Annotated in this window: 24 protein-coding genes; 10 read left to right on the top strand and 14 right to left on the bottom strand. The window is 71.8% G+C overall.

Translation table 11 applies throughout. The features are described from left to right. Positions 1-96: 96 nt before the first annotated feature. The 5 genes from ABZT49_RS21465 to ABZT49_RS21445 are packed head-to-tail and all read left to right on the top strand — an operon-like array spanning position 97 to position 3,863. Positions 97-306, top strand: coding sequence for a molybdopterin-binding protein (locus ABZT49_RS21465; protein ID WP_244539564.1), 210 nt, complete (start codon positions 97-99; stop codon positions 304-306). A gap of 14 nt (positions 307-320) precedes the next feature. Next, positions 321-1,343 (top strand): iron ABC transporter substrate-binding protein, encoded by a 1,023-nt coding sequence (locus ABZT49_RS21460; protein WP_355288913.1) that lies wholly within the window; start codon positions 321-323, stop codon positions 1,341-1,343. Continuing rightward, entirely contained in the window at positions 1,340-2,377 is a 1,038-nt protein-coding gene (locus ABZT49_RS21455; RefSeq protein WP_355288789.1) for an iron ABC transporter permease, read from the top strand. The genes ABZT49_RS21460 and ABZT49_RS21455 overlap by 4 nt, the downstream gene beginning before the upstream one ends. Next, the gene (locus tag ABZT49_RS21450) at positions 2,374-3,156 is read left to right on the top strand and encodes an ABC transporter ATP-binding protein (RefSeq protein WP_355288787.1); all 783 of its coding nucleotides are present in this window, start codon (positions 2,374-2,376) and stop codon (positions 3,154-3,156) included. The genes ABZT49_RS21455 and ABZT49_RS21450 overlap by 4 nt, the downstream gene beginning before the upstream one ends. A 35-nt stretch (positions 3,157-3,191) precedes the next feature. Further along, positions 3,192-3,863, top strand: coding sequence for an HAD family hydrolase (locus tag ABZT49_RS21445; protein WP_355288785.1), 672 nt, complete (start codon positions 3,192-3,194; stop codon positions 3,861-3,863). Positions 3,864-3,870: 7 nt separating this feature from the next. Here ABZT49_RS21445 and ABZT49_RS21440 read toward each other — a convergent pair whose 3' ends face one another. Then, positions 3,871-5,907 carry a VWA domain-containing protein gene (locus ABZT49_RS21440; RefSeq protein ID WP_355288783.1) on the bottom strand — a complete coding sequence of 679 codons (2,037 nt, stop codon included), beginning with the start codon at positions 5,905-5,907 and terminating at the stop codon, positions 3,871-3,873. Then, positions 5,897-6,511: a sigma-70 family RNA polymerase sigma factor gene (locus tag ABZT49_RS21435; RefSeq protein WP_355288782.1), complete on the bottom strand. Its 615-nt coding sequence runs from the start codon at positions 6,509-6,511 to the stop codon at positions 5,897-5,899. The genes ABZT49_RS21440 and ABZT49_RS21435 overlap by 11 nt, the downstream gene beginning before the upstream one ends. Before the next feature lie 248 nt (positions 6,512-6,759). Between ABZT49_RS21435 and ABZT49_RS21430 the strand changes: the two genes are divergently transcribed. Both ABZT49_RS21430 and mobA read left to right on the top strand, forming a co-directional pair. After that, the gene (locus ABZT49_RS21430; RefSeq protein ID WP_355288778.1) at positions 6,760-7,899 is read left to right on the top strand and encodes an Mrp/NBP35 family ATP-binding protein; all 1,140 of its coding nucleotides are present in this window, start codon (positions 6,760-6,762) and stop codon (positions 7,897-7,899) included. Positions 7,900-7,925: 26 nt separating this feature from the next. Then, positions 7,926-8,564: a molybdenum cofactor guanylyltransferase MobA gene (mobA, locus tag ABZT49_RS21425; protein ID WP_355288911.1), complete on the top strand. Its 639-nt coding sequence runs from the start codon at positions 7,926-7,928 to the stop codon at positions 8,562-8,564. A 284-nt stretch (positions 8,565-8,848) separates the two neighbouring features. On the opposite strand, the gene ABZT49_RS21420 is transcribed toward mobA, so the two are convergent. The 5 genes from ABZT49_RS21420 to ABZT49_RS21400 all read right to left on the bottom strand — a co-directional run bounded on the left by ABZT49_RS21420 (position 8,849) and on the right by ABZT49_RS21400 (position 11,717). After that, positions 8,849-9,304 (bottom strand): peptidylprolyl isomerase, encoded by a 456-nt coding sequence (locus tag ABZT49_RS21420; protein WP_355288777.1) that lies wholly within the window; start codon positions 9,302-9,304, stop codon positions 8,849-8,851. Then, positions 9,301-9,765: a hypothetical protein gene (locus tag ABZT49_RS21415; RefSeq protein WP_355288775.1), complete on the bottom strand. Its 465-nt coding sequence runs from the start codon at positions 9,763-9,765 to the stop codon at positions 9,301-9,303. The genes ABZT49_RS21420 and ABZT49_RS21415 overlap by 4 nt, the downstream gene beginning before the upstream one ends. A 4-nt stretch (positions 9,766-9,769) precedes the next feature. Beyond that, a complete protein-coding gene (locus ABZT49_RS21410; RefSeq protein ID WP_355288773.1) occupies positions 9,770-10,318 on the bottom strand; it encodes a peptidylprolyl isomerase in 549 nt (182 codons plus the stop codon). Positions 10,319-10,352: 34 nt separating this feature from the next. Next, positions 10,353-10,856: a pantetheine-phosphate adenylyltransferase gene (coaD, locus tag ABZT49_RS21405; RefSeq protein WP_355288771.1), complete on the bottom strand. Its 504-nt coding sequence runs from the start codon at positions 10,854-10,856 to the stop codon at positions 10,353-10,355. A 69-nt stretch (positions 10,857-10,925) separates the two neighbouring features. Then, positions 10,926-11,717 (bottom strand): phosphodiester glycosidase family protein, encoded by a 792-nt coding sequence (locus tag ABZT49_RS21400; RefSeq protein WP_355288770.1) that lies wholly within the window; start codon positions 11,715-11,717, stop codon positions 10,926-10,928. Positions 11,718-11,861: 144 nt separating this feature from the next. Here ABZT49_RS21400 and ABZT49_RS21395 point away from each other — a divergent pair, with 144 nt between their 5' ends. Further along, positions 11,862-12,401, top strand: coding sequence for a hypothetical protein (locus ABZT49_RS21395; protein WP_355288768.1), 540 nt, complete (start codon positions 11,862-11,864; stop codon positions 12,399-12,401). Between the two features lie 68 nt (positions 12,402-12,469). On the opposite strand, the gene ABZT49_RS21390 is transcribed toward ABZT49_RS21395, so the two are convergent. Further along, on the bottom strand, positions 12,470-12,889 hold the full coding sequence (locus tag ABZT49_RS21390) for a DUF4174 domain-containing protein (RefSeq protein WP_407943543.1): 420 nt from the start codon (positions 12,887-12,889) through the stop codon (positions 12,470-12,472). A 290-nt stretch (positions 12,890-13,179) separates the two neighbouring features. Between ABZT49_RS21390 and ABZT49_RS21385 the strand changes: the two genes are divergently transcribed. Then, positions 13,180-14,193, top strand: a complete 1,014-nt coding sequence (locus tag ABZT49_RS21385) for an NADP-dependent oxidoreductase (protein WP_355288766.1) — start codon at positions 13,180-13,182, stop codon at positions 14,191-14,193. Positions 14,194-14,402: 209 nt separating this feature from the next. Here the strand turns inward: ABZT49_RS21385 and ABZT49_RS21380 are convergent, their stop codons facing one another. Further along, positions 14,403-15,149, bottom strand: a complete 747-nt coding sequence (locus ABZT49_RS21380) for an RNA methyltransferase (RefSeq protein ID WP_355288764.1) — start codon at positions 15,147-15,149, stop codon at positions 14,403-14,405. Between the two features lie 291 nt (positions 15,150-15,440). Between ABZT49_RS21380 and ABZT49_RS21375 the strand changes: the two genes are divergently transcribed. Then, positions 15,441-16,655 (top strand): NADP-dependent isocitrate dehydrogenase, encoded by a 1,215-nt coding sequence (locus tag ABZT49_RS21375; RefSeq protein WP_355288762.1) that lies wholly within the window; start codon positions 15,441-15,443, stop codon positions 16,653-16,655. Positions 16,656-16,728: 73 nt separating this feature from the next. Here the strand turns inward: ABZT49_RS21375 and ABZT49_RS21370 are convergent, their stop codons facing one another. The 5 genes from ABZT49_RS21370 to glgX form a co-directional block, all read right to left on the bottom strand. Next, entirely contained in the window at positions 16,729-17,385 is a 657-nt protein-coding gene (locus ABZT49_RS21370) for an intradiol ring-cleavage dioxygenase (protein WP_355288761.1), read from the bottom strand. A gap of 43 nt (positions 17,386-17,428) precedes the next feature. Continuing rightward, positions 17,429-19,045 (bottom strand): hybrid sensor histidine kinase/response regulator, encoded by a 1,617-nt coding sequence (locus tag ABZT49_RS21365; RefSeq protein ID WP_355288759.1) that lies wholly within the window; start codon positions 19,043-19,045, stop codon positions 17,429-17,431. A gap of 464 nt (positions 19,046-19,509) precedes the next feature. Next, positions 19,510-21,426 (bottom strand): AI-2E family transporter, encoded by a 1,917-nt coding sequence (locus ABZT49_RS21360; RefSeq protein WP_355288758.1) that lies wholly within the window; start codon positions 21,424-21,426, stop codon positions 19,510-19,512. Positions 21,427-21,520: 94 nt separating this feature from the next. Then, positions 21,521-21,898 carry a response regulator gene (locus tag ABZT49_RS21355; RefSeq protein WP_093569042.1) on the bottom strand — a complete coding sequence of 126 codons (378 nt, stop codon included), beginning with the start codon at positions 21,896-21,898 and terminating at the stop codon, positions 21,521-21,523. 163 nt (positions 21,899-22,061) lie between these two features. Next, on the bottom strand, positions 22,062-24,356 hold the full coding sequence (gene glgX, locus ABZT49_RS21350; protein WP_407943542.1) for a glycogen debranching protein GlgX: 2,295 nt from the start codon (positions 24,354-24,356) through the stop codon (positions 22,062-22,064). Between the last annotated feature and the right edge of the window lie 122 nt (positions 24,357-24,478).

Raw genomic sequence — 24,478 nt, 5'->3', positions numbered from 1 at the left:
CGCCCGCAGCCGGCTCGCCGGGACGGGGCGCCACGCCTATCTGTGCAGCCAGGACGGTGCGGACGCGCCGCGATGACGGCACGGAGAGACCCCTCGATGAAGATTAGCGCGCGCAACCAGCTCGACGGCAAGGTCGTCGAGGTGAAGAAGGGCGCCACCACTGCCCATGTCCGGGTCGAGCTCGCCGGCGGGCAGGTCGTCACCGCGGCGATCACCAACGAATCCGCCGACGAGCTGGGGCTCTCCCCCGGCAAGACCGTGAAGGCGGTGATCAAGTCCAGCGACGTGATGATCGCGACGGATTGATTTTTTTGAAGACGATGCGGCCCGACCGGCGCTCCCTGCTCCTCGGCTCGGCAGCCCTCGCGCTGGCGGGGCCCGCGCGCGCGGCCGGTCCCCTGCGGGACGATGCCGGCCGGGCCCTCGACGGCTTGCGCACCCCCGTCGCCCGGGTGTTTCCCGCCGGTCCCCCGGCAGCGATCCTGCTCTACACCCTGGCGCCGGACCTGCTGCTCGGCTGGCCACGGGCGATCCGCCCGGCGGAAAAACCCTACCTGCTGCCGCAGGCCGCCGACCTGCCGGAGGTCGGACGGCTCACCGGGCGCGGCAACACCGCCAATCTCGAAGCGGTGCTGGCCGTAAAGCCCGACCTGATCCTCGACGTCGGCTCGATCGCCGAGACCTACCGCTCCCTCGCCGACCGGGTGCAGGGCCAGACCGGCATCCCCTACGCCCTCCTCGACGGGCGCCTGACGGCGGCGCCCGCCACCTATCGCAGCCTCGGCCGCCTGATCGGGCGCGACGCCGAGCCGCTGGCGGCGCTCGCCGAGCGGACGCTCGCGACGATGCATGCGCGCGTCGCCGCGGTGCCGGAGGGCGAGCGCCCCCGGGTCTACCTCGCCCGCGGACCCCGCGGCCTCGAGACCGCCCGGGCGGGCTCGATCAACGTCGAGGCGCTGGCGCTCATGGGCGCCGTCAACGTGGCGGGCCCCGGCGGCAGCCTGGCCCAGGTCTCGCCGGAGGACGTGGTGGCCTGGGCGCCCGAGGTGATCGTCGCCCTCGATCCCGCCTTCGCGGCAGCGGCGCGGCAGGATCCGCTCTGGCAGGCGACGCCGGCCTTGGCGGCGAACCGCCTGCATGTCAGCCCGTCGCTCCCCTTCGGCTGGGTCGATTTCCCGCCTTCGGTCAACCGGCTGCTGGGCCTGTGGTGGCTCGGCAAGATCCTCTACCCGGCGCAGTTCCCGGAGGACATCCGGGCGGTCGCCCGCGATCTCTCGGGACAGCTCTACCACGTGGTGCCGGACGACGCGGCCCTCGACCGCCTGCTGGCGGGAGCCCCGTGAGCGGCATCGCGCTTGCGGGCGCCCGGGCCGTGCGGCTCGGCGGGCCGTGGCTCGCGCTCCTCGCCCTGGTGCTCGCCGCCGCCCTCGCCTTCGGGGTCGGTCGCTACCCGGTCTCGCTCCTCGACGTCGCCCGGGTGCTCGCCTCCCGCCTCACCGGCCACGCGCCGGACGTGGCGCCGGCGGTCGAGGCGGTGGTCCTGCAGATCCGCGGCCCCCGCATCGCCGCCGCGATCCTGATCGGCGCCGCCCTGTCGGTCGCCGGCACTGCCTTCCAGGGCCTGTTCCGCAATCCCCTGGTCTCGCCCGACATCCTCGGCGCCTCGTCCGGGGCGGCGCTCGGCGCAGTCCTCGGCATCTGGCTCTCCCTCGGGGTGCTGGCGATCGAGGGCCTCGCCTTCGCGGGTGGGCTCGCGGCGGTGGCCTGCGTCTACGCGCTCGGCACCGCTCTGTCGGGGCGCGATCCGGTCCTGGTGCTGGTGCTCGCCGGCATCGTCATCGGCTCGCTGCTCGGGGCCGGCGTCGGGCTGATCAAATATCTCGCCGATCCCTACAACCAGTTGCCCGCGATGACCTTCTGGCTCCTGGGCAGCCTGTCGGGCACGCACCCCTCCGACCTCCTGCCCCTCGCCGGACCGGTGGTCCTCGGCACCGGGCTCCTGCTCGCCTTGCGCTGGCGCCTCGACGTCCTGTCCCTGCCGGACGAGGAGGCGCGCTCCCTCGGCCTCGCCACCGGCCCATTGCGCATCGCCGTGGTGGCGGCCGCGACCCTCGTCACCGCGGCGAGCGTGGCGACGGCCGGCATCGTCGGCTGGATCGGGCTGGTGGTGCCGCACCTCGCCCGCTTCCTGGTCGGCCCCGGCTTCGGCCGGCTGATCCCGACGGCGGCCTTGCTCGGCGCCGGCACGCTCCTCACCATCGACACGCTGGCGCGGACGCTCGCCCCGGTCGAGGTGCCGCTCGGCATCCTCACCGCCTTCGTCGGCACGCCGATCTTCCTGTGGCTGCTCGCCCGGGCGGAGCGCGACTGGTCGTGACGCTGCTTCAGGCCGACGCCCTCGCCTTCGGCTATCCCGGCCGGGAAATCGGACGCGGCCTCTCGCTGCGGCTCGCCGCCGGCGAGGCCCTGGCGCTGCTCGGGCCGAACGGCGGCGGCAAGACCACGCTCCTCAAGACCCTGCTCGGGCTGCTGCCGGTGCTCGGCGGCACGATCCGGGTCGAGGGCCGGCCGCTCGGCGAGCTGACGGCGCGGGAGCGCGCGCGGGCGATGGCCTACGTGCCGCAGGCCGGCGCCAGCGCCTTCGCGTTCACGGCCCGCGCCGTGGTGCTGATGGGGCGCACCAGCCGCATCGGCCTGCTCGCCGCCCCCTCGCGGGCCGACCACGCGGCGGCGGAGAGCGCGCTCGCCCGGATGGGCATCGCCCACCTCGCCGAGCGGCCGGTGACGCGGCTCTCGGGCGGCGAGCGCCAACTGGTGCTGGTCGCCCGGGCCCTTGCCCAGGAGCCGCGCATCGTGGTGCTCGACGAGCCGACGGCGAGCCTCGATTTCGGCAACCAGGGCCGGGTGATGGCCGAGATCCTGCGCCTGCGCGCCGACGGGCTCGGCCTGCTCTTCACCACCCATGACCCCAACCAGGCCGCCCGCTCCGCCGACCGGGCGCTCCTCCTGCGCGGTGGCACGGCCCTGGCCGAGGGGCCGGTGGCGCAGGTGCTGGACGCCGAACGCTTGAGCCGGCTCTACGGTGCGCCGGTCGAGGAGGTGCGGGACAGCGTGAGCGGCGCGCGGGCCTTCCTGCCGTCGGGGAAAACGGGATAGGAGGGCGTACCGGAACCGCCGACCAGGGCCCCGCGATGCGCATCCCAGCCGGGGCCACCATGGCCGCCGAAGCCCTGCTGTTCGACATGGACGGAACGCTGGTCGATTCAACGCCGGTCATCACCGGCCTGTGGCGGCGATGGTGCGATCGTCACGGCATCGACGCGGCGGCGCTGTTGAACGTCTCGCACGGCCAGCGCACGATCGAGACCGTCCGGCGTTTCGCCCCACCGGGCGTCGATCCCGACGCGGAGGCCGCCGCCCTCGGCGAGGCAGCCGCCTCGGCGCGCGACGGCCTCGTGGCGGTCCCCGGCGCCGCCGACCTGCTGCGCGTCCTCCCCCGCTCGCGCTGGGCCGTGGTCACCTCCGCCGACCGCGCCGTCGCCCGGTCCTGGCTCGCGCTCGCCGGCCTGCCGCTGCCCGAGGTGCTGGTAACGGCCGAGGATGTCGGCGCCGGGAAGCCCGACCCGGAGGGCTACCTCCTGGCGGCTCGCCGTCTCGGCTGCGCCCCGGCGCGGGCCGTGGTGTTCGAGGACGCACCGGCCGGCCTCGCGGCGGGCCGGGCCTCCGGTGCCCGGGTCGTGGCGCTCGCCACGACGCTCGGACCCGACGCGCTCGCAGATCATGACTGGGTGCCGGACCTCTCTGGGGTCGACTTCACCCCGGAGGATGGCGGCCGGCTGCGCTTCTCCGGGGAGGAGCGCTGAGGCCACCTCAGCGCGGCGTCGGCGCCAGGGCCGCGGCGGTCTCGGCGGTCCTAACGAGGTTCACGAACTCCGCCCGGTAGCCGAACGGGTCGTCGCCCCGCGCGCCCGACGCGAGGCGCACCACGTCGGCGTAGCGGAACGTTCCCGTATAGGTGCCGCCGCGCAGGATCTCGCCGAAGGCCGCTACCGCGGCGGCGAAGCGGGCCTCCTGCGGCGCCTCGGCGAGCGTTTGCACCTCCTGCGCAGGGTCGATCGCCGCCTCGATCAGCCGGCTCGTCTCCCCGTCCGGCCGCTTATAGCGGATCGCCACGTGCGCGTAGTCCCGGGAGCCGGCGGCCGGCGCGGCGGGCGTCGCGCCGTAGCGCAGGGGCGGCAGCATCGGCTTTCCTCCCACCGGCACCACCTCGTAGAGCGCCGTCACGGTCTGGCCCGAACCGACCTCGCCGGCATCGACCTTGTCATTGGCGAAGTCCTCGCGGCGCAAGGAGCGGGTCTCGTAGCCGATCAGCCGGTACTCGGCGATCGTCGCCGGGTTGAACTCGACCTGGATCTTCACGTCCTTGGCGATCGGCACCAGGGTCGAGGTCGCCTCCTCGACCAGCACCTTGCGGGCCTCGTTCAGGGTGTCGATGTAGGCCGCCGCGCCGTTGCCGTTCTGCGCCAGCGCCTGCATCAAGGCGTCGTTGTGGTTGCCCATGCCGAAGCCGAGCACCGACAGGAAGATGCCGGTCTCGCGCTTACGGGTGACGAATCCCTTCAGTTCGTCACGGTCGGTGATGCCGAGGTTGAAGTCGCCGTCGGTGGCGAGCACCACCCGGTTGACCGCCTTCGCGTCGAAGCCCTGCTCGGCGAGCGCGTAGGCCTGGCGCAGGCCCTCGGCGCCTGCCGTACCACCACCGGCCCCGAGGCCCTCGATAGCACTCAGGATTTTCGGGCGCTCGCCCGCCGAGGTGGGGGGCAGCACCGTGCCGGCCGCCCCAGCGTAGGCCACGATCGCGACCCGGTCGCGGGCGTCGAGCTTGGTCAGCAGCAGGGCAAGCGCCTGCTTGACCAGCGGCAGCCGGTTCGGCCCTGCCATCGAGCCGGAGGTATCGATCAGGAAGACCAGGTTGGCGGCGGGCCGGGTTTCCGGCGCCACGGCGTAGCCGCGAATCCCGACCTGCACCAGCTTGCGCCCCTCGGCCCAGGGGCTCGGGAACACCGCGGTGGTGACCCAGAACGGCTCCTCCGGGCCCGTCGGCGCCGGATAGGCGTAGGGGAAGTAGTTGATCAGCTCCTCGGTGCGCACGGCGTTCGGCGGCGGCAGCACGTTGCGGTTCAGGCTGGCGCGCACGAAGGCGTAGGAGGCGGTGTCGACGTCGATCGAGAAGGTCGAGACCGGCGCCTGCGCCACCGCCTGGAAGCCGCTCTGCGCCGCCTCCGGGAAGCGGTCGCGGCCGCTGGGCTCGGGTGGCGGCACAGGCTCGGGCCGCGGCATCGCGAGCGTCGCGACCCCGCTCCCGGACAGCGCCCGGGTCTGCGGGCGCTCGCGATATTGCGGCTGAACCATAGCCTGATCGCGGCTACGGCTCATCGACTCCGCGTCGGCGACGGCGCGCCGGAAGGCCTCCGCCCGGGCGGCCGACGGCTCGGCCGGGGCCGGGGCCGGAGAGGGCAGTGCCGGGGCCGGAGGAGGTGCGGCTGGCGCCGGCTCGGGCGCCGGCCGTGCCGCCTCGGCCCGGGGCGCCGGCCCCGTCACGGACGGGCTCCTGGCCTCCGGAGGCGCCGTCGCGACGCGCTCGCGCAGGATCGTCCAGGCGGCGGGGACGGCCACGGCGGCGAGGAGGGTGGCGGCGACGAGGGGACGGGTGCGGGGCATGAGCTGGCTTACCCTTGGGGATCGACGCTCCTTGCGACGCGCCGGCCCGGCGGAAGCTTGGGCGGTGGCCGCATCCTGTTCGCCGTGCGCGGCATCGAACCGGGCCAGCGCGGCGGCGAGCGCCCGCTCGCGGCCTTCCGCGGAGGGCGGCGGCGCGGGGGGCAGAGCATTGGTCTCAGGCGCCATGGCGCGGCTCCGGATCGGTCTCGAGCGGATTGGTCTTGAGGCGGCGGCGGGCCTCGTGCAGGCGCCAGGACACCGTGGCCTCGGCGACGCCCAGCGCCAGGCCGGCCTCGGCATGGGTCAGGCCCTCGCCCGCCACCAGCACCACCGTCTCGCGCAGGGCGGGATCGAGGCAGGCGAGCTCGCCAGCGAGCCAGGCGCGGCGGTAGAGGTCGCGCCCGTCGGGGGCGGGGTGAAGGCGCAGCAGCACACCCAGGCCCTCCTTCATCCGCGCCAGGGTGTGGCGGCGGCGGTGGTGATCGCGGCAGGCATTGACCACGATGCCGAACAGCCAGGTCGAGACCCGGGCCTCGCCGCGAAAGCCGGCGATCCGCTCCACCAGGGCGCAGCAGACCTCCTGCACCACGTCCTCGGCATCGTGGCGCGAGCCGGTCATGCGCCAGGCGATGCGGTGCATGCGATCGTAGTGGCGCCGCAGCAGCGCCTCGAACGCCGCCCGGTCGCCCCGGGCCGCCCGCGCCGCGAGGTCGGCGTCTGGGTCCGGCGGCGCCGTCCCGGGCGGGGGCCCGTCCCCGGCGGTCTCCGTCTGTCTCGCGAGTGGCTGCATGCCGGACATCCCGCCTCCCCTGACGCCTCCGTCGCGCGACCGGCCGGCCCCGCTCCGATCCTGTTCGACGCGCCGGACCGGGACTTCCTTGGAGCATTGTCGCCGATTCCCGCGACCTGCGCTCCCGTCCGCGAGTCCTGCGCGCCGCGCGGGGACCACGACCGATGGCCGGTCCCGCCGCGCTGGCGTTTCCCCGCGCAGGGGTTACATGACCGGAAGAGACGATCCGCGGACAGGAGCGAGGCGACGTGGCGATCACCCGGGACGACGTGCTGAAGGCGCTCGCGGGCGTGACGGTCGATGCGGCGGGCACGACCCTGCCGGCCTCCGGCCGCCTGTCCGAGATCGTCATCGATCCTTCCGGCCGGGTGGTGTTCTCGATCGGCATCGCGCCGCCGGAGGCCAAGGCCTTCGAGGCGGTGCGGCAGGCGGCCGAGATCGCGGTGCTGAAGGTGCCCGGCGTCAAGGCGGCGCTGGCGAGCCTCACCGGCGAGCGCGGACCCGGCGCGGGTCCCGCTCCGCGCCCCGCCGCGCCTGGGCCTCAAGGTGGCGCCCAGGGTGGTCCCCGGCCCGGCCCGGCCCTGCCGGGGGTGCGCCACATCGTGGCAGTGGCCTCGGGCAAGGGCGGCGTCGGCAAGTCGACCACCGCCTGCAACCTCGCCCTGGCGCTCCGGGCGCAAGGGCTCAAGGTCGGCCTGCTCGACGCCGACATCTACGGCCCCTCGGTCCCGAAGTTGTTCGGCCTCGACCGCAAGCCGGAGACGATCAACACGCCGCAGGGCCAGCGCATCGTGCCGCTCAACGGCTACGGCCTCGCGGTGATGTCGATCGGCTTCCTGATCTCCGCCGACACGGCGATGATCTGGCGCGGCCCGATGGTGCAATCGGCCCTGACCCAGCTCCTGCGCGAGGTCGCCTGGGGCGAGCTCGACGTGCTGGTCGTCGACATGCCCCCCGGCACCGGCGACGCGCAGCTGACGCTGGCGCAGGGAACGCCGCTCGCCGGCGCGGTGATCGTCTCGACGCCGCAGGACCTCGCGCTGATCGACGCGCGACGCGCCGTGACGATGTTCCGCCGGGTCGAGGTGCCGATCCTCGGCGTGGTCGAGAACATGGCGACCTTCGTCTGCCCGCATTGCGGCGGCACCTCGCACATCTTCGGCCATGGCGGCGCCCGCCACGAGGCCGAGACCCTCGGCGTGCCGTTCCTCGGCGAGGTGCCGCTCAACATGACGATCCGCGAATCCTCCGATTCCGGCCGTCCGGTGGTGGCGGTCGATCCCGACGGGCCGCAGGCCGCCGCCTACCGGGCGATCGCCGCCGGCTTATGGGCCAACATCAGCGGCGGCGCCGGCCCGCGCCCGGCGCCCCGGATCGTGATCGAGTGAGCCTTGATCGCGTGAGCTTTGATCGCGTGAACTGGCCGCCGACCCTCGGGGTGATCCTCGCCGGCGGGTTGTCCCGCCGGATGGGCGGCGGCGACAAGCCGCTGCTCCGGCTCGGCGACCGGACCCTGCTCGAGCGGGTGGCCGCGCGCTTACGCCCGCAATGCTCGGCCGGCCTGATCCTCAACGCCAACGGTGACCCTTCGCGGTTTCGCGCCTTCACGGGCTTCGTGGTGCCGGATTCGCTCCCCGACGCGCCGGGGCCGCTGGCCGGCGTGCTCGCCGCCCTCGATTTCTGCGCGGCGCATCACCCGGATGTCGCTTACGTCGCGAGCGTCGCCGGCGACACGCCGTTCCTGCCGCACGACTTCGTCGAGCGCCTGCACGCGGCCCGCGCCCGCGACGGCGTCGAGATGGCGGTGGCGGCCTCGGGCGGGCAGCTGCATTTCGTCAACGGGGTGTGGGCGGTGTCCCTGCGCCACGATCTGCGGACGGCCCTGGTGGAGCGGGGCCTGCGGCGGGTGGGCATGTGGATCGCCCGGCACAACGCGGCGGAGGCGGCGTGGGAGACGGAGCCGGTGGACCCGTTCCTGAACCTCAACACGCCGGAGGATTTTTTCGCGGCGGAAAGGCTGGTGGCGGGCGAGGGGCGTTCGCCGGTCCAGTGAGCCGCCGGCATAACCCTCCCCCATTGCGTGGGGCTGTCCCGGAAAAGAAATGGCGCGTCTCCCCTCTCCCGTTTGGGAGAGGGGCCGGGGGTGAGGGTGGCTCGGTTTCCGCAATGATCCTGAACCGTCGAGCTGCCAGCACGACGGCTTGAGCTTCACACGGAAGCCGAGCCACCCTCACCCCTACCCCTCTCCCAAACGGGAGAGGGGATCCCGCGCTTGATTCTAAAAAGGGTTTTTCCCAGATAGCCCTGCCCTCTGTGGGGGAGGGTTCAAGAGCGGGCTTACGCCTCGACGCGCATCGACGTGATCGTGTCGGGATCGCGCACCGGCTCGCCGCGCTTGATCTGGTCGATCACCTCCATGCCCTCGACCACCTTGCCCCACACCGTGTACTGGCGGTCGAGGAACTTGGCGTCGCCGAAGCAGATGAAGAACTGCGAGTTGGCCGAGTGCGGGAAGTTGGTGCGGGCCATCGAGCAGGTGCCGCGCACGTGCGGCTCGGCGTTGAACTCGGCCTTCAGGTCCGGCAGCTCGGAGCCGCCGGTGCCGGTGCCGGTCGGGTCGCCGGTCTGGGCCATGAAGCCGTCGATCACCCGGTGGAACGGCACGCCGTCGTAGAAGCCCTGCTGCGAGAGGGTCTTGATCCGCTCGACGTGGTTGGGGGCGAGGTCGGGGCGCAGCTCGATGACCACGCGGCCCTTGCTGGTCTCCATCACGATTCGGTTGCTGTCGGTCATGGTCGGTCTCCTTGATTCGGACCAGGGTAGACGAAACGCAGGGCGATGGGACGCCCCGCGACGGCGCCGCCGAGTCCCGCCGTCAGACGCGCCGGGGTGCAGCGAGCCAGCGACGAGAGAGTTTCGGCGGCGAGAGCCTCGCGGCGCTCGGGGCGCACGCGGGCGAAGGTGATCCGCGGATTGCCCTGGAGGCTGCCGTCGCGCCGCAGGGCGAAACGCGCGGTGATCGCGGCGGCTCCGAGGTCGGCCGGCGGGCGCCAGCAGGCGGCAAGCAAGGAATAAAGCGCCACCAGGGTGTCGGCGGGTCCCGGCGGCGGGCTCGCCGCCGGGACCCGCACGGTCGCCCGCAGGGTCGTCGGCAGCGAGAGCACCGAGGGGTTGTCATAGACGTCGAACTGCGCGGCGGCGGGCGCGGCCGAGAGGGCCAGCGCGAGGCCGACGCGGATCGACCCGCCGCGCAAGATCTTACTGGCCGTCCTGCGCCAGGCTCATCCGGACGATCTTGTCCGGGCCCTGCACGGTGCCGTTCTGGGCCGAGGAGCCCTTCTTGATCTTGTCGACCACGTCCATGCCCGAGGTCACCTCGCCCACCACCGTGTACTGGTTGTTGAGGAACGAGGCGTCGCCGAAGCAGATGAAGAACTGGGAATTGGCCGAGTTCGGGTCCTGCGAGCGGGCCATGCCGACGGTGCCGCGCTTGAACGGCGCCTTGGAGAACTCCGCCGGGATGTTCGGCAGGTCGGACTTGCCGGTGCCGGTGCCGGTCGGATCGCCGGTCTGGGCCATGAAGCCGTCGATCACGCGATGGAACACGATGCCGTTGTAGAAGCCGCGCTTCGTCAGCGTCTTGATCTGCTGGACGTGCTTGGGCGCGAGGTCGGGGCGCAGCTGGATGGTGACGCGGCCGTCCTTGGTGTCGAGGTAGACGGTGTTCTGGTCGGGCGCGGCGCTCGCCGGGGCGGCGGCGCTGAAGGCGGCGACGGACAGCACCAGGGCTGCGAGCCAGCGGATCATCGGGATGTCTCCTGAAAGGGTGGGTACGCCCGCGTCAGGCGGACGGGGCGAAGCGGGCGCTCAGGCGGTCGGCCACCGCCGCGGGCACGAAGGGCCGCACATCGCCGCCCATGGCGGCGATCTGGCGGACCAGGGTGGCGGTGATCGGCCGCACGCCGGTCGAGGCCGGCAGGAACACGGTCTGCACCTCCGGCGCCATGGCGCCGTTCATGCCGGCGAGCTGCATCTCGTAGTCGAGATCGGTGCCGTCGCGCAAACCGCGGATGAACAGGCTGGCGCCGTGCCGGCGCGCCGCCGCCACCGCGAGGTCGGCGAAAGTGACCACCTCGAGCGCCGTCCCGGTCTCGGCGGCGAGCGGCCCGCAGGTGGTGCGGATCAGATCGGCCCGCTCCTCGGCGGAGAACAGCGGGGTCTTGCCCGGATGCACGCCGATCGCCACGACGAGGCGGCCGACCAGGCGGCAGGCCTGGCGCACCACGTCGAGATGGCCGTTTGTCACCGGATCGAAGGAGCCGGCATAGAGCGCGGTGCGGTTCATCGTGGTCCCCCGTAGAGCATTTTCGGGATCAACGGAACCGCCCGTCCCATCCCCCTCACTTGGTCCGCCTCACTTGGTCACGGCGCCGACGAGCGGCCCGAGCGGCCGGCTCAGGTCCTGGCGGCCGAGGGAGGGGGCGTAGAGGCTCGACACGCTGCCGTCGAGGAAGAGCGCGTTGGGGCAGCCGAGCGCGTCGCGAAACAGCCGCGCGAAGGCCCCGAAGCTCACCGGCGCCTCCGAGATCGCGAACACCGCCGTGTGCCCGTCCGGCCGCACGCCGACCCCGTTGCGGATTTTTTGCGAGGGTCCGTCCTCGGAGATCTTCGGGTGGATGCGGTTGTTGATCACCAGCATCGGGCCGGACTGGGTCGCGAACTCGGCCCGGGGATGGGCCTTGAGGTAGCGCCCCGTCTCCAGGACGCCGGCCCGGTCGCCGGCGACGTAGAACACGCCGTTCGGCTTGAGGTGGAAGTTGCCCGGGCCGTTCGCGGTGTTGGCGGCCTTCAGCTCGCGCCCGTCCTCGACGTAGAGGCCAACGGGGGCGAGGCCGGTATCGTACATGCCGGCATTCATCGCGAAGGCGAGCGCCGCCCCCTGCTGGCCGGCGAGCCGCGAGAGCGAGCCGTAGGGCAGACCGTCGGGCCCGCGCCAGAAGAGCTTCACCCGGGCGCGCCGCAGATCGACGGTGCAGACGGCATAGGCCTGGCCCTCGTGGGTCTGCGGGCGGCAGGAGGCGGAGGACGCCGGCGCGGATGCAACCGAAGGGGAGGCGGCGGGCGCCGCAGGGGCAGGGCCGGCGGCGAGCCAGCACAGGCCCGCTCCGAGCAGCCACACCCCGATCCGTCCCGCCCTTGCCGCCATCATCGTCTCCGCACTCCGTCCGCGCATCCGGTTTTCGTGCTACCGGTATAGAGCGATCGTGACGTTTTGCAGCACGAACCGAACGTCGAGCTTGCGAGTTTTGAGAGCCTGGGGGTCGGACACTCTCTCGAGGGAGATCGGATCATGAAGGGCATGTTGGCGGCGTCGGCGGCGCTCGCGGGCGCGCTGCTGGTCGTACCGGCCACCGCGGAGGCGCGTGGCTTCGGCGGCGGCGGATTCCATGGTGGCGGATTCCACGGCGGAGGCTTCGGCGGAGGCGGCTTCCGGGGCGGTGGCTTCGGCGGCGGCGGGTTCCGCGGCGGCTTCGGCGGCTACCGTGGGGTCGGCTTCGGCGGCTATCGCGGCGGGTTCGGCGGTTATCGCGGCGTCGGCTTCGGCGGCTGGCGCGGCGGGTACGGCGGCTGGCGCGGAGGCTACGGCTACCGCCGCGGCTATGGCGGCTTCGGCTACGGCGCGGCGGGCCTGGGGCTCGGCCTCGGTCTCGGCCTCGCGGCGGCCACGGCCTACCCGTATTACGGCGGCTACGGCTATGGCGGCTACGCCCCGGTCGGCTATTACGGCGGCGGCTACGATTACGGCTATGGCGGCGGCTGCTACGAGGTGCCCCGGGTGCGCTGGACGCCCTACGGCTATCGCCGCGTGCTCGTGACCCGCTGCTACTGAGCCGGACGGCACGAACAGGAAGGGGCCGCCCGCGCGAGGGCGGCCCTTTTTCATGGGGCAGACCCGGATCAGTTTCGCCGCCCGGCGGCCTCGTCCCGCCGCATCGGCATGGCGTCGATGGTGGAGAACAGCCGCTCGGCCGGGATCGGCTCCTCCGCGACGAGCTTCGCCTCGCCATCCTTGCCGACCAGCACCGCCCGGAATCCCGTCGCGGGCAGCCCGAGGCGGCGGCGCAGGGCAGCGGCCTCCCTCCCCTCCCCGATCGCCCGCACCACCACGAGGTCGCGCTCGCGCATCCCCGCCCCGGCCGCCTCGGCGATGCGGGCTTGCGCGGCGGCCCGGGGGTCGTCGGCGGCGGCCGCGATCACCAGGACCCGGGCCTTCCAGCGGTAGCGGTCGAGATCGGAGCCGGCGGAGGCGGCCGGCAGCATGGCCGCGAGCAGGAGCGGGGCAGCCAGGAGCGAGGCGAGGAGCGACGACGGAACCATGCCGAACCCTTTTCGCGGGGGCGCCGGACGGATCGGCGCGTCTCGGGCAGGTAAGGCTCTGACAAACTCCGGCCAGCGCGGCGTTGACGCGCGGGGCCTCGCGTCCCAAGTGCGACGGGGCGAGCGCGAGCGTGGCCGGGAGCCGTGCCCGTGCGACAGCCACCGAGCGCTTCCTAGAGCGCTTCACGATCGCGTTGCCATCGCGAAGCGCTCTAGGTTATTGATTTTGCCGCATTTTCTACGACGAACCGGTTTCCGCTTCGTCGGAAAATGCTCTAGGGAGGTCCCGCATGTCCGACGTGAACCGCCGCATCGTCCTGGCGTCCCGGCCCCACGGCGAGCCAACGCCTGCCCATTTCCGCATCGAGCGCGGGACGGTGCCGGTGGCGAAGGAGGGCGAGGTGCTGCTGCGCAACCGCTTCCTCTCCCTCGATCCCTACATGCGCGGCCGCATGAGCGCGGCGAAGTCCTACGCCAAGCCGGTCGAGATCAACGAGGTGATGGTCGGCGCCACGGTGGCGGAGGTGGTGGCCTCGCACAACCCGGGCTTCTCCGTCGGCGACACGGTCCTGGCCTATGGCGGCTGGCAGGATTTTTCCGTGTCGAACGGCCAGGGCCTGCGCAAGCTCGATCCGGCGGCGGCCCCCGTCACCACGGCGCTCGGGGTGCTCGGCATGCCGGGCATGACCGCCTATACGGGCCTCCTGACCATCGGGGCGCCCAAAGCCGGCGAGACCGTAGTCGTGGCCGCCGCCACCGGCCCGGTCGGCTCGCTGGTCGGCCAGATCGCCAAGCTGAAGGGCGCCCGGACGGTCGGCATCGCCGGCGGGCCCGACAAGTGCCGCCACCTCACGGAAGAGCTCGGCTTCGACGCGGCGGTGGATCACCGCTCCGCCGACCTGCCGGCCGCCCTGGCGGCGGCCTGCCCGGACGGCATCGACGTCTATTTCGAGAATGTCGGCGGTGCGGTATTCGACGCGGTGCTGCCGCTCCTCAACGACTTCGCCCGCATCCCGGTCTGCGGCCTCGTCGCCAACTACAACATGACCGAGCTGCCCCCCGGGCCCGACCGGGTGCCGGCTTTGATGCGCGCGGTGCTGAGCAAGCGCCTGACCTTCCGCGGCTTCATCGTCTGGGACTTCGCCAACCAGGAGCAGGCCTTCCTCTCCGATGTCGGCCAGTGGCTGCGCGAGGGCCGCGTGCGCTACCGCGAGGACGTGGTCGAGGGGCTGGAGAGCGCGCCGGAGGCCTTCATCGGCCTGCTCAAGGGCCGCAATTTCGGGAAACTGGTGGTGAAGCTGTAGTCATTTTTCGTTTTTGACGGACGAGTGCAACACCTTCCATCGTCATCCCGGGGCTCGGCGTAGCCGAGAACCCGGGATCCATAACCGCGGCGATGCAGAACGAAGCGGAACGCGACCCGCCCTCTTCTGGAATCCCAGCGTCTATGGATCCCGGGTTCCGCTTTCGCGGCCCCGGGATGACGTGGAGAGTGGAAGGAATCGTTGCGGGACTACTCTCCCTCCGCCGGCCGCCGCGCCAGCGCCCGCAGCGCCCCCCGGAAGCTGCGCACGTCCTGCTCGGTCATCGCCATGCGGTGGAACATGTCGCGCATGTTGCGGATCATCCCGTCGCGCTTCGCCGGCGGGTAGTAGCCGGCGGCGTCGAGCTCGGCCTCCAGGCTCTCGAACAGCGCGATCACGGCCTCCCGCGGCGCCGGCCCCGAGCGCATCCCGCCTGCGAAGGGCAGCACCGCCTGCCCCGCCGCCCGGCGCCACTCATAGGCGACGAGGAGCACGCTCTGGGCGAGGTTGAGCGAGGAATGCTCCGGATCGACCGGGAAGGTGACGATGGCATCGGCCAGCGACACCTCGTCGTTCGACAGCCCGACCCGCTCGCGCCCGAACAGGATGCCGACCCGCTCGCCCGCGGCAAGCCGCCCGGCCGCCTCCGCCATCCCCTCGTCAGGCCCGAAGACCCGCTTCATCTGCCCGCGCTCCCGCGCGGTGGTGGCGAGCACGTACTGGAGATCCCCCAAGGCCTCGGCGACGGTCGGGAAGATCGTCGCGCCGTCGAGGATGTGGGTGGCGCTCGACGCGGTCTCGCGCACGCCCTTCATCGGCCAGCCGCCCTTCGGATTGACGATCCGCAACGCGTCGAGCCCGAAATTCCCCATCGCGCGGGCGGTCATGCCGATATTCTCGGCGAGCTGGGGCTCGATCAGAATGATGCAGGGGCGGTTCGGCGAAGGTTCGGTCATGGGGCAGTGTCGAGCGGAACGGATCGCCGGCACATAGGGCCTCGCAGCCGGATCGCGAAGGGGCCTCGCGCGGCTTCGGGAACCCGCCGGCCCCGATCGGCGTTCATACCACGGACCTCCTTGCAGCCCCGGTGCCCCCGCGCCGGGGCTTTTTTCGTGACCCTCGAGAAAAACCATTCCGTCCCGGCGCTTCCCCCTGTTTGTGCAGCGCGCTATGACCGCGCCACGGCCGGCCGCGTCGCCAACGCGGGCATGTGGGCGGCCCCCGGATCACGGAAGGCTGGATCAGACATGGCGAAGATCAAGGTGGCGAACCCCGTCGTCGAGCTCGACGGCGACGAGATGACCCGGATCATCTGGCAGTCCATCAAGGACAAGCTGATCCACCCCTACCTCGACGTGCCGCTGGAATACTACGACCTTGGCGTCGAGCACCGCGACGCCACCAACGACAAGGTGACGATCGAGGCCGCCGAGGCGATCAAGAAGCACGGCGTCGGCGTCAAGTGCGCCACCATCACCCCGGACGAGGCCCGGGTGAAGGAGTTCAACCTCAAGGAGATGTGGAAGTCGCCGAACGGCACGATCCGCAACATCCTCGGCGGCGTGATCTTCCGCGAGCCGATCATCTGCAAGAACGTGCCGCGCCTGGTGCCGGGCTGGACCCAGCCGATCGTGGTGGGCCGCCACGCCTACGGCGACCAGTACCGCGCCACCGACTTCAAGGTGCCGGGCAAGGGCCGCCTCACCGTCAAGTTCGAGGGCGAGGACGGCACCGTCATCGAGCGCGAGGTGTTCAAGTTCCCGGGCGCCGGCGTCGCCCTGTCGATGTACAACCTCGACGACTCGATCCGCGACTTCGCCCGCGCGTCGATGAACTATGGCCTCGCCCGCAAGTTCCCGGTCTACCTCTCGACCAAGAACACCATCCTGAAGGCCTATGACGGCCGGTTCAAGGACATCTTCGAGGAGGTGTACGAGGCCGAGTTCAAGTCGCGGTTCCAGTCGGCCGGCATCACCTACGAGCACCGCCTGATCGACGACATGGTCGCCTCGGCCCTGAAGTGGTCCGGCGGCTACGTCTGGGCGTGCAAGAACTACGACGGCGACGTGCAGTCGGACACCGTGGCGCAGGGCTTCGGCTCGCTCGGCCTGATGACCTCGGTGCTGCTCACCCCCGACGGCCAGACCGTCGAGGCCGAGGCCGCCCACGGCACGGTGACCCGCCACTACCGCGAGCACCAGAAGGGCAAGGAGACCTCGACCAACTCGATCGCGTCGATCTTCGCCTGGACCCGCGGCCTGTCGCACCGCGCCAAGCTCGACTCGAACGCCGATCTCGCCAAGTTCGCCGAGACCCTGGAGAAGGTCTGCGTCGACACCGTCGAGGCCGGTTTCATGACGAAGGACCTGGCGCTGCTGGTCGGCCCCGACCAGAAGTGGCTTTCGACCACCGGCTTCCTCGACAAGATCGACGAGAACCTGAAGACCGCGATGACGGCGTAAGTCGCCGAGCGGCGGCCGGGCTTCCCGGCCGCCCTACAAGAGATCTCCGCGGCGCCGACGCCGCGGGGAACCGTCACGTACCTCTCACCACCAGCGTCAGCGCCGCCGCGTAGCCCCCGTCCTCCGGACGGATCTCCGCGATGCCGCGGCCCTCGGGGTCGTCCTGGCGCAGGAGGACATCGCGGGCATTGCCGATCCGGCCGCGCCGGGAGCGGCCCGCATAGGCGGGCGCCCCGTACACCGCCTCGCTCACCGCATCCGGGAAGTAGATCTGGCCCGTGAGCGCCGTCCGGCCGCCCAGGATCACCTTCACGTGGAGGTGGGGCGTGCGGCCCGGATACCAGCCGGGATAGATCGTCCGGAAGCCCACGCGGCCGGCCGCGTCGGCGACCTGCGTGCCGCGCAGGAACGTTCGGCCGACGGTCGACGCGCTCCGGTCGCCCTGGTCGCGGTACCCCGAGTAATGCCCCTGCGCGTCCGCGTGCCACAGATCGACCCGGGCCGCCGGCAGGGCGACGCAGTCGCGCAAGGTCACGACCTGCAGGCTCACCCGGAGCGGCGTGCCCGCCCGGTCCTCGCGGATGTCCGAGCGCAGCAGGCGGGGATCGAGGTAGAACGGCCCCTCCACCGCCTGCGGGGTCAGGAGGCAGGTCGCCCGCGCCGGCCGGGGCACCAGGAGGCCGGCCGCGAGGGTGCCGAGCATCACGCGGCGCGTCGGGCGATTCGGCATCGGCTCCCCCTCCCCTTCCTGGCGGCGTGCAGCCGGCCGCGCCTCAGCTCACCCCGGTCGGCCCGTCCAGCACCGCCCGCACCCGCCGCGCCAGCTCCATGCGGCGGTAGGGCTTGTTGATGATCTCGAACTCGCTGCCGCCGGCATCGGTGCGCTCCAGCGAGGCCTCGGCGTAACCGGTGGTGAGCAGCACCTTGAGGCGGGGCTGGCGGCGGCGGGCCTCGCGGGCGAGCATCACGCCGTTCATGCCGCCGGGCATGATCAGGTCGGAGAACAGCAGGTCGACCTTGTCGCCGCCGTCGAGCAGGTCGAGGGCCTGGCGGCCGTCGGTGGCGAGCAGCGTGGTGTAGCCGAAATCGCGCAGGATCGCCCGGGCGAGCTCGGCGACATCGCGGCGGTCGTCGACGACCAGGATCGTCTCGGTGCCGGAGCGCTGGTCGGCGCGCTGGCCGGGACCCGGGGCCGGGCGCTCCTCGCTGTCGCCCATCGGGAAGTAGAGCCGCACGGTGGTGCCGTGGCCGGAGCGCGACTCGATGACGACGGTGCCGCCGGATTGCTTGGCGAAGCCGTAGACCATGGCGAGGCCGAGGCCCGTGCCGCGCCCCTCCTCCTTGGTGGTGAAGAACGGCTCCATCACCCGCGCCAGGATCTCCGGCGGCATGCCGTTGCCGGTATCCGTCACCGCGACAGAGACGTAGCGCCCGGGCTGGGCCAGGCCGGAGGGCAGCTCGTCGGCGGAGAAGACGTGGTTCTCGGTCCGAAGCGTCACCGTGCCGCCGTCCGGCATCGCGTCGCGGGCGTTGATCAGGATGTTGAGCAGCGCCACCTCGGTCTGGGTCGGATCGAGGCGGGCGTTCCACAGGCCCTCGGGAAGCTCCGCCTCGATGGCGATGCCGTCGCCGAGGGTGCGCACGGCGAGGTCGCGCATGCCCTCGACGAGGTTGTTGAGGTTCACCGCCCGCCCGTCGAGGCGCTGCTTGCGGGCGAAGGCGAGCAGCTGGTGGGTCAGGGTGGTGGCGCGCTCGGCGGCGCTGCGGATGTTGTCGACCGCCCGGGTCATCCGGCGCGGATCCGCCGCCGGGTCCTCGAGGCCCGATTGCAGGATGTCGACGTAGCCGACCACCACCTGGAGCAGGTTGTTGAAGTCGTGGGCGATGCCGCCGGTGAGTTGGCCGAGCGCCTCCATCTTCTGGGCCTGGCGCAGGGCCTCCTCGGCGTCGCGCCGGCGCGACACGTCGAGCTGCGAGCCGAAGAAATAGACCAGCTCGCCGCTCGGATCGTAGACCGGCGAGATGAACAGCGCGTTCCAGAAGGTCGAGCCGTTCTTGCGGTAGTTCAGGATCTCGGTGGCGATCTCCTTCCGCTCGGCGATGGCGCGGCGCACCTCCGACACCGTCTCGCGGTCGGTCTCGGGACCTTGCAGGAAGCGGCAGTTGCGGCCGACCAGCTCCTCGGGCGCGTAGCCGGTCATCGCCCGGAAGGCCTGGTTGGCGAAGATGATCGGGTTGTCCGGCTGGCGCGGATCGGTCACGATCATCGGCATCCGCGTCATCTCGACGGCGGCGAAGAAGATGTCGCTGTGGTGGTCCGAGACGTCGGTGGGCACGTCCGCCACGGTCGGCCGGGTCCCGAGTTCGGTCGGCGTTCGCTTCACACTCATCGTCGCTCCGGTGGCCCGCTGACCGAATCCCGTTCGCCCAGGATCCCGCTCCAAGATCCCGCTTCAAGATCCCGCTTGGATCATGGGATCCTACACCCGGCGTCCGCGCACAACGGTTGAAGCCACCAGCGCGACCGCGACCGGGCGTCGCTTCGGGACTGGGATAGGCCAGGGGACGCAAGGTTGCAATCGCCGTCGCGGCGGTCGCCGGCAGGAGAGCGGCGGTCCCGAACCGGCAAAAGGTCGCCGCGACCGGATTTATCCCTGTTCCGGGAATGGATGCACTTGGCTCCTGCCGCCGCAACACCGCAGTGACGGCACAGGTTCGCCGAAATATGCTCTTACAAGGACGAATGACGCGGAACTATGCTTCCTGCCTGGAGGCCGCGATCGGGCGCGACCTCCCGACGAACCCATCGATGGGGCCGGATGCTGAGGCGTAGCCCGCCGCGCCCCCGCCCCGCTCAAGCCGCCTCGCGCCGTGCCTCGCGGGTCTCGCCGGCGCCCGAGAGTGTCAGGGCGGCGTCGAGGGCGTCGCTGATCGTGGTGACCAGGATGTCGGCGGAGGTCGCCCGGCGCAGGCGGTCGCGGCCGCCCGGGTCGCGCTCGCGCCAGATCGCCACCATCACCCGCACGCCGGGAATCGCCCGACGGGCGAGGCGGGCGGCGAGGCGGATATGCGAGGTGCTGATCGGCTCGATGTAGGACAGGCAGACCAGGGCGACGCCCGCGGTCTCCGGCCGCTCGCCCTTGTTCAGGGCGTCCTGGCTGGTGGTGCGGGCGCTGAGGCCGTGATGCCCGAGCACCTGGGCCAGCATGCCGGCGGCGGCGGCGTCGAACGGCCCGCGGGCCGCCACCACCAGCACCGGGGCGGGCCCGCGCCAGGCGGGGTTCAGGTCCTCCGGGCGGCGCACGATGGCGGTCGAGGCCCGGTCCGGCCCGAGCGCCGCCACTGCCGCCTCGGTCTCGGCGCTGCGCACCGCCGAGGCGCCTTTGCGCACCGGCAGGGTGCCGAGCGTCGTCACCACGGATTCGATCGCCTGGCCCACCGCCTGCTGGCGGTCGGCGGCGAGCGCTCCGCTCGCCCGGTCGTTCTGGGCGAGCCGCAGGCCGCCGAGGGCGATCTCGTCGTAGTAGGTAGCGAGCGCCCGTTCTTTCAGTACCTGGCGCGCCTTGTCGATCGCCTCGAGGGGGTCGCCCGCCAGCATGCGCTGGTAGAAGATCTCGGAGGGGGCCAGGGCCGGCCGGTCGCCCAGCATCACGTCGAGGAAGGCCAGGCGCTCGACGTGGCGGCCGAGCACCACGAGGCAGACGGTGATCGGGGTGGCGAGCACCAGCCCGACCGGTCCCCACAGGAAGGTCCAGAGCGTCGCGGCCAGGATCACCGCCACCGGCGACAGGCCGGTCGAGTGGCCGTAGAGCAGCGGCTCGATCACGTGGCCGGCGATCGGCTCGACGACCGCGAACAGCACGATCGTGGCGATCAGCATCGACCAGCCCGGATCGACCGCTGCGGCGAGCAGCAGCGGGAAGGCCATGCCGATCACCGCGCCGATATAGGGCACGAAGCGCAGGATCGCCGCGAGCACGCCCCACAGGATCGGGCTCGGCACGCCGATCAGCCACAGGCCGATCGCGATCACGACCCCGAAGGCGAGGTTGAGCCCGGCCTGGGCGAGGAAGAAGCGCGAGAGGCGCGCCACCGCGTCGTCCATCGCCGCCGTGGTGGCGCGCAGGTCGCCGGAGCCCGCGAGCCGGATCGCGCGGTTGCGCAGGTCCTCGCGCTGGGCGAGGAAAAACAGGGTAAAGAGCAGGATCAGCCCGACCGTGGCGAGCGGGTGCAGCACCGGCGCCACGACGCTGCCGAGGGTCGTGAGCAGCCCGGCCTTCGGCTCGCGCACCTCGACCAGCATTGGCTTCTCGGTGTCGGCCGGACCGCGGGGCTTGGCGGGCTCCGGCGGCTGCAGGTCCTGGCTCAGGTCCTGCACCGCCTGGAACAAACGCTCCAGGGTGGCGCCGCCGCCAGCCTGGGCGCGCAAGGCCCCGATCTTCTCGCGCATCGTCACGGTGTAGCGCGGCAGGTCGGCGGCGAGCTGGGAGGCCTCGTTGGCGATCAGCAGCCCGAGCCCCCCGATTCCCGCGAAGGTCGCCAGCACGACGACCAGCACGGCGAGCGAGCGCGGCAGGCGCCGGCGCTGCAGGCCCCGCACCGCCGGCGCCAGCACGAAGCTGAGGAGCACCGCGAGCGTGATCGGCATCAGCACGTCCCGCCCGAGGGACAGGATCGCGCCGATCGCCAGCACCAGGAGGCAGGTCGCCAGCGCCGTGAACACCGGCATCGCGTCGCGCAGGCGGCGCGCCGTCACGGGATCGTCGATCATCGGCCTCTCTAACCCTTCATGCCCTCGCGTCGACGCGGGGTGTCCGGCGCCGCAGCGCCGGTCTACGTTCGGTCTTCCGGTCGGCGCCGGGCCTTCAGGGCGCGGACGGCGTGCCGAGGGCGGCGCCGATCTGGGTCAGGAGCTTCGAGAAATCGACGGGCTTCGGGTGGTAGTCGTCGCAGCCGGCCTGGATCACCTTCTCGCGGTCGCCCGACATGGCGTGGGCGGTGAGCGCGATGATCGGGATCCGGGCGGTCTCGGCGTCGGACTTGAGCGCGCGGGCCGCCGACCAGCCGTCGAGCACCGGCAGGTTCATGTCGAGCAAGATGATGTCGGGCCGGCTGGTGCGGGCCTTCATCACACCTTCCTCACCGTCATGGGCGAGCACCACCTCGTAGCCCCGCCGCTTGAGCCGCCGGGAGAGGAAATCCCAGATTTCCTCATGGTCCTCGACGAGAAGGATCTTCGCCACCGCCCCCACTCCACGCTCGCGCGAGACATCGTTGGCGGCCTGTCCGGCCGCCCCGTGGCATCGCGCCTGTTCGACAGGCCCTCATACGCGCCCGTCCCCGCTGACGCTGAGGACGGGCGCTGTCTCCCGGGCCCGACTCAAAGTGGGCCGGCCCGCCCGGATGTCACCCCTTGTGCGGCAACCCGAACGCGACGCTCTCGGATTCCGCCCGCTCGAAGGCCTGGATCACGTGCTGGTAGGAGCGCCAGGTCTCGCTGGCATGGTCCGGGTCGGTAGGCCGCAGCACGAACATCAGCATCGAGCGGCCGGTGACCGCGTAGCTATCGCCGACGGCGAACCGGGCGAGATCCTGGGTGTCGGGCAGGTTGGTGTCGAGCACCCGCATCCAGGCATCGCCCCCGACCACCTCCGGCAGGGTGAACTCCACCACGTCGTGATAGGCGTTGAACAGGATCATCAGGGTCGCCTCGCCCCCGCGCCGGTGGATGCCGCTCGTCTGCGCCCGGCCGTCGAGGACCACGGCGAGCGAGCGGGCGCCGCCGTCGTTCCAGTTCTCCGGGGTCATCTCGGTCCCGGCCGCGGTGAGCCAGCTCACGTCCTTGACGCCGAGCTCGGCGTCGTAGGCCCCGGTGAGGAAGCGCCCGCGGCTCAGCATCGGCAGGGACCGGCGCAGGATCAGCAGGCGCTGGGTGAATTCCGCCAGGTCCCGCTCGTCCTCGCCGATCCCCTCCCAGTCGATCCAGGAGATCTCGTTGTCCTGGCAATAGGCGTTGTTGTTGCCGCGCTGGGTGCGGGCGAACTCGTCGCCGGCGAGCAGCATCGGGGTGCCGCGCGACAGGAGCAGGGTCGCCAGCAGGTTGCGCATCTGGCGCAGGCGCACCGCCTTGATCTCGGGATCGTCGGTCGGCCCCTCGGCGCCGTAATTGTAGGACAGGTTGTGGGAGTGGCCGTCCCGGTTGTCCTCGCCGTTCGCCGCATTGTGCTTCTCGTTGTACGAGACGGTGTCGGCGAGGGTGAAGCCGTCATGGGCGGTGATGAAGTTCACCGAGGCCCAGGGGCGCCGGCCGCGCTTGTTGAACTTGTCGGCCGAGCCGGTGAGGCGCGAGGCGAGCGCCGGCAAGAGGCCCTCGTCGCCCTTCCAGTAGCCGCGCACCTCGTCCCGGAAGCGGTCGTTCCACTCGGCCCAGCCGGGCGGGAAGCCACCGACCTGATAGCCGCCCGGGCCGCAATCCCACGGCTCGGCGATGAGCTTGACCGAGGAGAGCACCGGGTCCTGGCGGCAGGAATCGAGGAAGCCGCCGCCCTCGTCGAAGCCGTAGGGCTCGCGGCCGAGGATCGTCGCGAGATCGAAGCGGAAGCCGTCGACCCGCATCTCGGTCGCCCAGTAGCGGAGCGAGTCCGTCACCATCTGCAGCACCCGCGGATGCGAGAGGTTGACGGTGTTCCCGGTGCCGGTGTCGTTGATGTAGTAGCGCTTCTGGTCCGGCAGCAGCCGGTAGTACGAGGCGTTGTCGATGCCCTTGAACGACAGGGTCGGGCCCTTCTCGTTGCCCTCGGCGGTGTGGTTGTAGACCACGTCGAGGATCACCTCGAGGCCGGCGCCGTGCATGCGCGCCACCATCTCCTTGAACTCGGAGAAAGCGAAGTCCGGCACGGCGGCGTAGCGGCGGGCGGGGGCGAAGAACGAGAGGGTGTTGTACCCCCAGTAATTCACCAGGTCCTTCTCGAGCAGGTAGCTGTCGTTGACGAAGGAGTGGATCGGCAGCAGCTCGACCGAGGTGACGCCGAGGCTGCGGATGTATTCCAGCACCTCAGGGGTGCCGAGGCCCGCATAGGTGCCGCGCAGGCGCTCGGGCACCGCCGGGTGCAGCTTGGTGAAGCCCTTGACGTGGGTCTCGTAGAAGACCGTCTTGTCCCACGGCACGTTCGGCTTCTGGTCGCGGCCCCAGGTGAAGGCGGGGTCGATCACCCGGCACTTGCGGGTGAAGGGGGCGCTGTCGCGGGCGTCGAAGGTGGTGTCGTCGCCGCTCTCCATCACGTAGCCGAAGAGCGCCGGGTTCCAGGTCACGGAACCGACCAGCGCCTTGGCGTAGGGATCGAGGAGCAGCTTGTTCGGGTTGAAGCGGTGGCCGGCTTCCGGCTCGTAGGGGCCGTGAACCCGGTAGGCGTAGATCGTGCCGGGGCGGGCGTCGGGCAGGTAGCCGTGCCAGACCTCGTCGGTGTATTCGGGCAGGGCGATCCGCTCGATCTCGGTCTCGCCGGACTCGTCGAACAGGCACAATTCGACCTTGGTGGCGTGCGCGGAGAACAGCGCGAAGTTGACGCCGAGGCCGTCCCAGGTGGCGCCCAGGGGGAAGGGCTGTCCCTCGCTGATGCGCGAGACGGGCGAGGTGCGCCGGGCGAGCGGCGAGGCCGCCGGGGCTTCCGGAGCGGGCTTGGACGTGAGTTCCATGTTCATGGGGGCGTTCGACGATCCCGGAGGCGAGAAGCCTGACTGTGGGCTGAACGCGCCGGCCCTCGCCCAAGCTCCCGTCCCGTCGTCAAAATTTCACTGGTGCAATTTTACCGGCAGGAATTGCG

Origin of the sequence: Methylobacterium sp. EM32, assembly GCF_040593685.1 — a bacterium.
Lineage (GTDB): Bacteria > Pseudomonadota > Alphaproteobacteria > Rhizobiales > Beijerinckiaceae > Methylobacterium.
This window is presented reverse-complemented; position numbering and strand designations above follow the sequence as displayed.

Bases quoted from the DNA above. Each gene is read 5' to 3' on its own strand.
- ABZT49_RS21390 (WP_407943543.1), bottom strand. From the start codon at position 12,889: ATGGTTCCGTCGTCGCTCCTCGCCTCGCTCCTGGCTGCCCCGCTCCTG.
- ABZT49_RS21400 (WP_355288770.1), bottom strand. From the start codon at position 11,717: ATGGCGGCAAGGGCGGGACGGATCGGGGTGTGGCTGCTCGGAGCGGGC.
- ABZT49_RS21460 (WP_355288913.1), top strand. From the start codon at position 321: ATGCGGCCCGACCGGCGCTCCCTGCTCCTCGGCTCGGCAGCCCTCGCG.
- ABZT49_RS21410 (WP_355288773.1), bottom strand. From the start codon at position 10,318: ATGATCCGCTGGCTCGCAGCCCTGGTGCTGTCCGTCGCCGCCTTCAGC.
- coaD (WP_355288771.1), bottom strand. From the start codon at position 10,856: ATGAACCGCACCGCGCTCTATGCCGGCTCCTTCGATCCGGTGACAAAC.
- ABZT49_RS21380 (WP_355288764.1), bottom strand. From the start codon at position 15,149: ATGACCGAACCTTCGCCGAACCGCCCCTGCATCATTCTGATCGAGCCC.
- ABZT49_RS21465 (WP_244539564.1), top strand. From the start codon at position 97: ATGAAGATTAGCGCGCGCAACCAGCTCGACGGCAAGGTCGTCGAGGTG.
- ABZT49_RS21365 (WP_355288759.1), bottom strand. From the start codon at position 19,045: ATGAGTGTGAAGCGAACGCCGACCGAACTCGGGACCCGGCCGACCGTG.
- ABZT49_RS21445 (WP_355288785.1), top strand. From the start codon at position 3,192: ATGCGCATCCCAGCCGGGGCCACCATGGCCGCCGAAGCCCTGCTGTTC.
- ABZT49_RS21440 (WP_355288783.1), bottom strand. From the start codon at position 5,907: ATGGCGCCTGAGACCAATGCTCTGCCCCCCGCGCCGCCGCCCTCCGCG.
- ABZT49_RS21385 (WP_355288766.1), top strand. From the start codon at position 13,180: ATGTCCGACGTGAACCGCCGCATCGTCCTGGCGTCCCGGCCCCACGGC.
- ABZT49_RS21395 (WP_355288768.1), top strand. From the start codon at position 11,862: ATGAAGGGCATGTTGGCGGCGTCGGCGGCGCTCGCGGGCGCGCTGCTG.
- ABZT49_RS21420 (WP_355288777.1), bottom strand. From the start codon at position 9,304: ATGACCGACAGCAACCGAATCGTGATGGAGACCAGCAAGGGCCGCGTG.
- ABZT49_RS21370 (WP_355288761.1), bottom strand. From the start codon at position 17,385: ATGCCGAATCGCCCGACGCGCCGCGTGATGCTCGGCACCCTCGCGGCC.
- ABZT49_RS21360 (WP_355288758.1), bottom strand. From the start codon at position 21,426: ATGATCGACGATCCCGTGACGGCGCGCCGCCTGCGCGACGCGATGCCG.
- glgX (WP_407943542.1), bottom strand. From the start codon at position 24,356: ATGAACATGGAACTCACGTCCAAGCCCGCTCCGGAAGCCCCGGCGGCC.
- ABZT49_RS21375 (WP_355288762.1), top strand. From the start codon at position 15,441: ATGGCGAAGATCAAGGTGGCGAACCCCGTCGTCGAGCTCGACGGCGAC.
- ABZT49_RS21435 (WP_355288782.1), bottom strand. From the start codon at position 6,511: ATGCAGCCACTCGCGAGACAGACGGAGACCGCCGGGGACGGGCCCCCG.